General features: G+C 70.9%; 9 protein-coding genes. All 9 read left to right on the top strand.

From position 1 onward, the window contains the following. The coding region (locus VM840_02760) for a hypothetical protein (protein ID HVL80497.1) at window positions 1-288 on the top strand (288 nt) is incomplete at its 5' end. Between the two features lie 43 nt (window positions 289-331). Continuing rightward, a complete protein-coding gene (locus VM840_02755) occupies window positions 332-1315 on the top strand; it encodes a Fe-S cluster assembly protein HesB (protein HVL80496.1) in 984 nt (327 codons plus the stop codon). Further along, the gene (locus tag VM840_02750; protein ID HVL80495.1) at window positions 1312-1467 is read left to right on the top strand and encodes a hypothetical protein; all 156 of its coding nucleotides are present in this window, start codon (window positions 1312-1314) and stop codon (window positions 1465-1467) included. Before VM840_02755 ends, VM840_02750 begins: the two co-directional genes overlap by 4 nt. A gap of 111 nt (window positions 1468-1578) precedes the next feature. After that, a complete protein-coding gene (ppdK, locus tag VM840_02745) occupies window positions 1579-4389 on the top strand; it encodes a pyruvate, phosphate dikinase (protein ID HVL80494.1) in 2811 nt (936 codons plus the stop codon). Window positions 4390-4531: 142 nt separating this feature from the next. After that, window positions 4532-5146: a M15 family metallopeptidase gene (locus tag VM840_02740; GenBank protein ID HVL80493.1), complete on the top strand. Its 615-nt coding sequence runs from the start codon at window positions 4532-4534 to the stop codon at window positions 5144-5146. A 10-nt stretch (window positions 5147-5156) separates the two neighbouring features. Next, window positions 5157-6437 (top strand): hypothetical protein, encoded by a 1281-nt coding sequence (locus tag VM840_02735; GenBank protein HVL80492.1) that lies wholly within the window; start codon window positions 5157-5159, stop codon window positions 6435-6437. A 105-nt stretch (window positions 6438-6542) separates the two neighbouring features. Then, window positions 6543-7145, top strand: coding sequence for a YdcF family protein (locus tag VM840_02730; protein ID HVL80491.1), 603 nt, complete (start codon window positions 6543-6545; stop codon window positions 7143-7145). A gap of 40 nt (window positions 7146-7185) precedes the next feature. Beyond that, window positions 7186-8187, top strand: a complete 1002-nt coding sequence (locus tag VM840_02725) for a deoxyguanosinetriphosphate triphosphohydrolase (protein HVL80490.1) — start codon at window positions 7186-7188, stop codon at window positions 8185-8187. Between the two features lie 7 nt (window positions 8188-8194). After that, window positions 8195-8395, top strand: a 201-nt coding sequence (locus tag VM840_02720) for a CHC2 zinc finger domain-containing protein (GenBank protein HVL80489.1), incomplete at its 3' end; no start/stop codon positions are given.

The following is an 8395-nucleotide window of genomic DNA, read 5'->3' as shown; positions in this document are numbered from 1 at the left end:
GTCGACCTCGAGGCCCTGACCGCCACGATCCGCGTCGCGGCGGGTGAGCACGTCGTCTGCACCTTCACGAACGGGGTCGTGCTCGGCGAGGTGATCGAGCGCGGCGGCAACGACGGCGACCTGGTCCTCGGCGAGGTCGTGGAGCGGTCGGGGGTCGGCGACGAGGGCGGAGAGCGGGGCGCGCTCGCCTTCACCGGCGCGAACCTGCTCCTCCTCCTGGGGATCGCCCTCCTGCTCGGCGTGGCCGGGCTGGCGCTCCGCTGGTTCGCGAGGCACCGGACGGTCTGAGGTTCGAGCGCGACACCGGCCGGGTGTGGTTGGCTCCCGGCCCGTGAAGCTCTCGCTGCCGCTCCTGGGGCCGGGCGGTGAGCCGGTGGACCTGTGGCGGACGCTCACCTCGCACGGGGTCGCCGACCTTCCGCCCATGGAGCTGGACCCAGACGATCGCTCCGCGACCGTCACGATCCCGCTTCGGGGGGCGCGTCCCCGGACCGTCCGGATCGGCATGGACGGAGGCGGCCACGCGACGATCGAGGTCCCCGGGCCGCCGGTGGGCGCCCGCGTCCGGGAGGAGATCCTCGCTTGTTGTCGTCGCATCCTTGCGCTCGACCGCGACCTCTCCGGCTTCTACGCGCTCGCGGCCGTCGATCCCGAGCTGGCCTGGGTCACGGAGGGAGCGGGGCGCATGGTCCGGAGCGCAACGGTGTTCGAGGACGTCGTGAAGACGCTCTGCACCACGAACTGCTCCTGGGCACTCACCACCAGGATGGTCCGGGCCCTCGTGGCCGAGCTCGGGGCCCCGGCGCCGAGGGCTCCCGAGGGGACCTGGCGGGGCCGAGCCTTCCCGACGCCGAGCGCCATCGCGTCGATGCCCGAGGCCTTCTACCGCGAACGGGTCCGGGCCGGGTACCGGGCGCCGCACTTCACCCGGCTCGCGCGGCTCGTGCTCGACGGGGACGTGGATCTCGGATCGGTCCTGCCGGAGAGCGGGCTGGACGACGACGAGGTCGAGGCGATCTTGCTGGGCCTTCCCGGCATCGGCCCCTACGCCGCGGCCCACGTGATGCACGTGGTGGGGCGGCACTCGCGGCTGATCCTCGATTCGTGGACGCGACCGACGTACGCGAGGTTGCACGGCCGGGCGAAGCCGTACGCGGACGTCACGATCGCGCGGCGCTTCCGTCGCTACGGTCCGTACGCCGGGCTGGCCTTCTGGCTCGTCCTGACGAAGGGGTGGGTCCCCGCGACGAGCGGTTTGCCGGCCGCGCCGGCCGGGAAGGCTGACCGGAGCAACCAAGAAGGAGGGGACGCATGACGCACCACGAGCACCACGACACGGGGCACACGCATGAGCCTGCCGGGGACGGCGGTCTGACGGGCTTCGCGATCGTGAAGTACGGGTTCATCCTCGTCATCACGATCGTGATCCTGTGGTTCATCGCCAACTACTTCCTGGGCGCCGACTAGTCCGGAGCCCCGTCCCCCGGGGCTCCCCCCGCCCGCTCGGGAGGTCGAACGGCCTCGCGAGCACCTATCCCAGCCCCTAGAGTGTCCCGAGGACCGGCACGGGAGGACTCGATGGCGCAGGGCACGAAGTGGGTCTACGACTTCCACCAGGGGACGATGAAGATGAAGGGCCTCCTCGGGGGGAAGGGGGCGAACCTGGCCGAGATGACCCGGATGGGCCTCCCCGTCCCTTCCGGGTTCACGATCACGACCGAGGCCTGCCTCGAGTACCTTCGGACGGGCTCGGCGCCCCCGGAGATGGACCGCCAGGTCGATGAGGCCCTGCGCCGGGTGGAGGGCCGCATGAAGCGGCGGCTCGGCGACCTGGAGAACCCGCTGCTCGTGTCGGTCCGCTCCGGGGCCCGCTACTCGATGCCGGGCATGATGGACACGGTCCTGAACCTCGGGCTCAACGACCGCTCGGTGTACGGGCTCGCGCGGCAGGCGCGCAGCGATCGGTTCGCCTTCGACTCCTACCGGCGCTTCATCCAGATGTTCGCGCGCATCGTCATGGGGGTCCCTGCGGAGCCCTTCGAGGAGGCGCTGGACCGAGCGAAGGAGCGCAAGGGCCGGGGCACGACGGACGCGGACCTCGAGGCGGTCGAGCTGCAGGGTCTCGTCGAGCGGTTCAAGCGCATCGTGCGTGAGCACGCCGGCCGACTCTTCCCCCAGGAGCCCCGGGAGCAGCTGCGCATGGCCATCGAAGCGGTGTTCCAGTCGTGGAACAACGAACGGGCGAACACCTACCGCAAGCAGTACCGGATCCCCGACGACCTCGGGACGGCCGTGAACGTCCAGGCGATGGTGTTCGGCAACCGGGGTGAGGAGTCCGGCACGGGCGTCGCGTTCACGCGCGACCCTGCCACGGGGGAGCGGGGCATCTACGGCGACTACCTCCCGAACGCCCAGGGGGAGGACGTTGTCGCGGGCATCCGCAACACCCTGCCGCTCGCCGAGCTCGGTCACATCGACCCGCCGTCGTTCCGCGAGCTCCAGGGGATCATGGCTCGGCTCGAGGAGCACTACCGCGACATGTGCGACATCGAGTTCACGATCGAGGAGCGGAAGCTCTGGATGCTGCAGACCCGCGTCGGGAAGCGGACGGGAGCCGCGGCCGTGAGGATGGCCGTGGAGATGGTGGGCGAGGGGTTGATCTCCAAGGAAGAAGCGGTCGCTCGCGTGGAGCCGGAGCAGCTCGACCAGCTCCTGCACAAGCAGTTCGATCCGAAGGCGACGTTCGACGTCCTGGCGAAGGGCATCAACGCGAGCCCGGGCGCCGCGGTCGGCCAGGCGGTCTTCGATGCCGACACGGCTGAGGCATGGGCGAAGGAGGGTCGGCCGGTCATCCTCGTCCGGCGCGAGACGAACCCCGACGACCTCCACGGGATGTTCGCTGCGGAGGGGATCCTCACGTCGCACGGCGGGAAGACCTCTCACGCCGCGGTCGTCGCGCGCGGCCACGGGACGCCGGCGGTCTGTGGTGCCGAGGCGCTGAAGATCGACCACGCCCGCAAGCGCTTCGTCACCGGCAGCACGACGGTGAACGAAGGCGACGTGATCTCGATCGACGGGACCACCGGCCGGATCGTGGTGGGGGAGGTCGACCTCGTCGAGCCGAAGCTCTCGGGTGATTTCCACACGCTGCTCGGCTGGGCCGACGAGATCCGCCGACTGAAGGTCAGGGCGAACGCGGACAACGGGCCGGACGCGAAGAAGGCTCGGAGCTTCGGTGCGCAGGGCATCGGCCTCTGCCGGACGGAGCACATGTTCGGCACGCCGGGCGACCCCAGGCTGCCGGTCTTCCGCCAGGTCATCCTGGCCGCCGCGAAGGCCCGAGCGGCGCAGCTGGAGCTGGAGTCAGCCGAGCGGGAGGCGGCGGAGGCAAGGGGCAGCGGCCGCCGGGCCGCGCAGGACCGCGTGAAGGCGGCGAAGGCGGCGTTGCGGAGCGACGAGATCAAACCCTACTTCGACGGACTGAAGAAGCTCCTCTCCGGTCAGCGGAAGGACTTCGAGGCGATCTTCCGCGCGATGGACGGGCTCCCCGTCACGATCCGCTTGCTCGATCCGCCGCTGCACGAGTTCCTCCCGTCGTCCAAGGATCTCGCCGTGGCGCTCGCGAGCCCCGACACGAAAGAGTCGCGCCAGCTCCTGCGGGAGTTCGGTGGCAAGCGCCGAAGCGAGGAAGTGCTGCGTGAGGTTCTGGCGCTGGAGGAGAACAACCCGATGCTCGGCCTGCGGGGCTGCCGCCTGGGCATCCTCTACCCAGACATCTACCGGATCCAGGTCCAGGCGATCGTCGAGGCGGCCTGCAACGTGAAGGGGCGCGGCGGCGAGCCCGTCGTCGAGATCATGGTGCCGCTGGTCGCCACGCGTGCGGAGCTCGAGGCGGTCGCCGCGGACGCGCGGCGCGTCGCGGCCGAGGTGATCGAGCGCAAGGGCGTCGAGGTCGAGTACCTCATCGGGACGATGATCGAGCTGCCGCGCGCGGCCCTCGCCGCGGATGAGATCGCCGAGGAGGCGGAGTTCTTCTCGTTCGGCACGAACGACCTCACCCAGACCACCTTCGGGTTCTCCCGCGACGACGTCGAGGCGATGTTCCTGCCCCGGTACCTCGAGCAGAAGGTCCTGCCGCAGAACCCGTTCGAGACGCTCGACCAACCGGGGGTCGGAGAGCTCGTCCGGACCGCCTGCGAACGGGGCCGCAAGACGCGCGAGGACATCAAGCTCGGGATCTGCGGCGAGCACGGCGGCGACCCGCTGTCGGTCAGGTTCTTCCACCAGATCGGTCTCGACTACGTCTCCTGCTCCCCCTATCGCGTCCCCCTGGCGCGACTCGCCGCCGCGCAGGCCGTGCTCGGGGAGGCCGACACCTCCTCGAAGTAGCGCCGTCAGGGGATCCCCCGTCCGGGGACCGATGCTGCCCGGACGGGGGATGTGCCGCTTGCGGCCGCGGCGGTAGCCTCCCGAACGTCGGTTCGATCTACCGGTCGCCTCCTCCACCGGTTGACGAGAGGAGGTGCCATCGATGGAAGGAAAGATGCCGGGGTCCAGGCCCGGCAGGAGCGCAGCGAGGGTGGCGGTCGCGCTGGCGATCTCGGTCCTCGTCCTCGGCCCCGCCGGGGCGCTCGCGGGACACATGCACGACTGGGTGCACGATCACTCGTCGCGCGGCGTCCCGCCGCGGCCCTCGGGCTACAGCGAGCTGACCCGGACGTTCGGAGCCGCCTGCAACGACCGTGCCAACGACACGCGGACGTACTTCCCTCACGTCCACGGGCGTTGGCGCCCGGGCTACGTGTACTACCACCCGTACCTCGCGAGGAACGTCGGCCACAACATCCGCGGCCACGTCGCGAAGCGCCACCGCGAGGGGGCGATGGACTACGGGCAGTGGGGCTACTCGTGCCGGGCGATGCGTGGCGGGACGAGCTGGTCCACCCATGCGTTCGGCGCCGCGATCGACACGAACACGCTCCGCAACCCGATGGGCCAGTCGTACTGGGACGGTCGCGGCGCGGACGGGACGGACCACGGCCGTTACCTGCCGGACGTCTTCCGCGGCAACTATCCCGGCCACCGGTTCCGCTGGGGGCTCTCGTGGCAGGACCCCCACCACTTCCAGTACGTGGTCAACTACTGAGGAGGAACGGATGCGAACGATCAGGAAGCTCCTGCTCCTCTCCCTCAGCACCATCGTCGTCGCCACCGGGGCCAGTACCGCGGCGTCCGGAGCCGGCGGCTGCGTCAAGGACATCGTCACTGCTGCAGCGTCCGAGGCGGCCGCACTGGCCGACGGTGGTGTCCTCGCGGCGGTCCGCAGCGGCACCGTCGTCGTCCTCGACGAGCAGCTCGCCGCCACGGCGTACCTGCACACCGGGAACCCGGGGATGACCCTGCGGCACGCGGCGGCATCGCGCGGCCTCGGCGTCACCTACGTCGAGGACCGCCTCGGCGCGGACGCGATCCATCACGTGACATCGACGGGCGCGACGTCGTTCGTCCCCGGAGGTGAGGCCACGCACCCGGCGCTCGCATCGAACGGCAGCATCGCGTACGCCGTCGACCTCGAGCGCATCGAGGTGCGGCGGCCCGACGGGTCGACCCGGATCGTCGACCGGCCCGAGGGGACCTCGGGCCTCTTCTCACCGCTCTTCCGGAGCGATGACGAGGTGGTCGTCGTGGCCGAGGAAGCCGCGCACGCCGAGGCGCACACGCACGACGACACCCTGAACAACCTGTGGTCGCACGATCTCCGCTCCGGTGCGTGGCGTCGGCTGACCGCCTTCTCTGCCTCGGGCGACGAATGGTCCATCCTGCGGACGCCGGTCCTCGGCGGCGCGGGAGAGATCCTCGTGATCCGCGTCACCGGGCGGGCGTCGGCCGAGGGTGAGCCCCGCTACGAGCTGTGGGAGGTGCGCGGGGCGGAGACGACGCGCCTGCGGACACTGCCCGGAGAGGCCTTCCTCGCCGGGATGACGTCACACGGGCTCGTCTGGAACGGCTTCGACGGGGATTGGCGACTGTTCCTCGAGACGCCCGGCGGCCCACGCTTCCTTGCCTGTGGCGGGGCGATGGTCGACCCCAGGCTGGAGGCGGATCCGGACCGCGCCGATGACGAACCTCTCCCCGTGGAGGCCACGGTCGCGCAGGACCTGACCGAGCCGGACGGCGAGGGGGCGCTCGGCATCGCGATCGGGGACTACGACGGTCGCGCCGAGGCGACCGTGGCCGCGGCGCTCCTGGGCATGCCGACGGCTCGGATCGTCGGGCATGACGAACAGCCCTTGGCCGTCGCGGAGGAGCGCTTCGCCATCCTCATCCCGATCGGTCCGCTCGCCCAGCCCGAGGATGAGCTTGACGCGCTGCGGGCGCGGTTCCCCGAGGTGAAGGATCGTTCCTGGATCGTCCCCGTCCTGACCGGACAAGGGTGATCAGGACCGGTCGGATCCGTTCTGTCCGCGGGATGCGGGGGTGGTCCGCCAGCCACCCCCGCGACCGCGACCACGGGGCGGGACCGCTGTTAGCATCGGGCCTCGGTGCGGAAACGTCACCCCGTCCTCTTCGGCTGCCTCCTCGCGCTCGTCCTGCTCCTCGGAGCGGTCGCCGGCACGGGCGTGGCGGTCTGGCGTGCCGCCCACCAGGATGATGCGAGCCGTGTCGACCGTGCGGACGTCGTCATGGTGCTGGGGGCCGCCCAGTACGGCGGGCGGCCGTCGCCGGTCTTCCGGGGGCGGCTCGACCACGGTGAGCTGCTGCTCCGCAGGGGCTTCGCGGACCGGGTCGTCGTCCTGGGCGCCGGGCGCCCCGGGGACGCGTTCACCGAGGCCGAGGCCGGCGCGCGATACCTGAGCGAGCGGGGGGTCCACGCGGACGCGATCGACACGGTTCCGGAGGGGGGCACGACCTTCGAGAGCCTCCGGGCGGCGGCGGAGTACATGCGGGAGCGCGATCTCTCCAGCGCCTTCCTCGTCTCCGATCCCTGGCACAACCTCCGGATCCGCCGGATGGCGCGCGACCTCGGCATCCGAGCCTTCGCCTCGGCCACCTGGCAATCGGCGGCGGTGAGTCAGTCCACGCGCCTCGAGGGGTACCTCCGCGAAACCTTCGCCTACCTGTACTACCGCGTGAGCGGCCGGTGAGCCGGAAGAGGTGTCGGAGGCGCGTGCTACCCTCTGCGCGGTGGAGGGCATCAGGGAGCGTACGGAGGAGATCGAGCGTCAGACCCTCGCTCCGCGCGCGACCCGTTCGACCGACAGCAAGGGCCGGGAGCGGGAGGAGCGCCCGGATCCGATCCGCACCGCCTTCCAGCGGGACCGCGACCGGATCGTCCACTCGAAGGCCTTCCGCCGGCTGAAGCACAAGACCCAGGTCTTCATCTCCCCGGAGGGGGACCACTACCGCGTCCGCCTGACGCACACGCTCGAGGTCTCCCAGATCGCCCGCACGATCGCCCGGGCCCTCCGCCTGAACGAGGACCTCACCGAGGCGATCTCGCTCGGCCACGACCTCGGGCACACGCCGTTCGGGCACCTCGGCGAGCGCGCGCTCACGCCCTACCTCGAGCGTCCGTTCCGACACAGCGAGCAGAGCCTCCGGGTCGTCGACCACCTCGAGCGCGATGGGGAGGGGCTCAACCTCACGTGGGAGGTCCGAGACGGGATCGTGAACCACCCCTGGTCGATGGCCGCACCCTCCACCCCCGAGGCTCAGGTCGTGCGCTTCGCCGACCGCCTCGCCTACGTGAACCACGATATCGACGACGCGATCCGTGCCGGGTTGCTCTCCGAGCGGGATCTTCCGCGGGACGCCCTCGAGGTGCTCGGACGGACCCATGGGGAGCGTATCGAGCGTCTCGTCCACGACATCGTCGCGGAGAGTGCGGACGCAGCCGAGCTCCGGATGTCCGACGCCGTCTACGAGGCGCTCGACGGCCTCCGGGACTTCATGTTCGAGCGCGTCTACCTTCGGGAGGATGCCGCCGCGGAGCAGGAGAAGGCGGTGGGCGTGATCCGTGCGCTGTTCGAGCACCACCTCGAGCACCCCGACACGCTCCCGCCGGAGGCGATGCGCGCCCCCGGTGACCTGCCGACGAGGATCGCCGATCACATCGCCGGCATGACCGACCGCTACGCGCTGCGCGCCTACGAGGAGCTCTTCCTCCCGCGGGGCTGGATGCTGTGAGCTGAGCGTGGCCAGGATCCGACAGGACGACGTCGAGGCCGTCCGGGACCGAACCGACATCGTCGCGCTCGTCCAGCAGTACGTGGCGCTCCGCAAGGCCGGCCGCTCCCATACCGGCCTCTGCCCGTTCCACACCGAGAAGACCCCGTCGTTCACGGTGGACCCGGCGAAGGGGCTCTTCTACTGCTTCGGCTGCGGCGCCGGCGGC

The organism is Actinomycetota bacterium, from assembly GCA_035540895.1.
Lineage (GTDB): Bacteria > Actinomycetota > JAICYB01 > JAICYB01 > JAICYB01 > DATLFR01.
This window is presented reverse-complemented; position numbering and strand designations above follow the sequence as displayed.

What these genes read in the sequence shown, in the direction of transcription:
- VM840_02750 (HVL80495.1), top strand. Translation starts at nt 1,312, where the DNA reads ATGACGCACCACGAGCACCACGACACGGGGCACACGCATGAGCCTGCC.
- ppdK (HVL80494.1), top strand. Translation starts at nt 1,579, where the DNA reads ATGGCGCAGGGCACGAAGTGGGTCTACGACTTCCACCAGGGGACGATG.
- VM840_02740 (HVL80493.1), top strand. Translation starts at nt 4,532, where the DNA reads ATGGAAGGAAAGATGCCGGGGTCCAGGCCCGGCAGGAGCGCAGCGAGG.
- VM840_02735 (HVL80492.1), top strand. Translation starts at nt 5,157, where the DNA reads ATGCGAACGATCAGGAAGCTCCTGCTCCTCTCCCTCAGCACCATCGTC.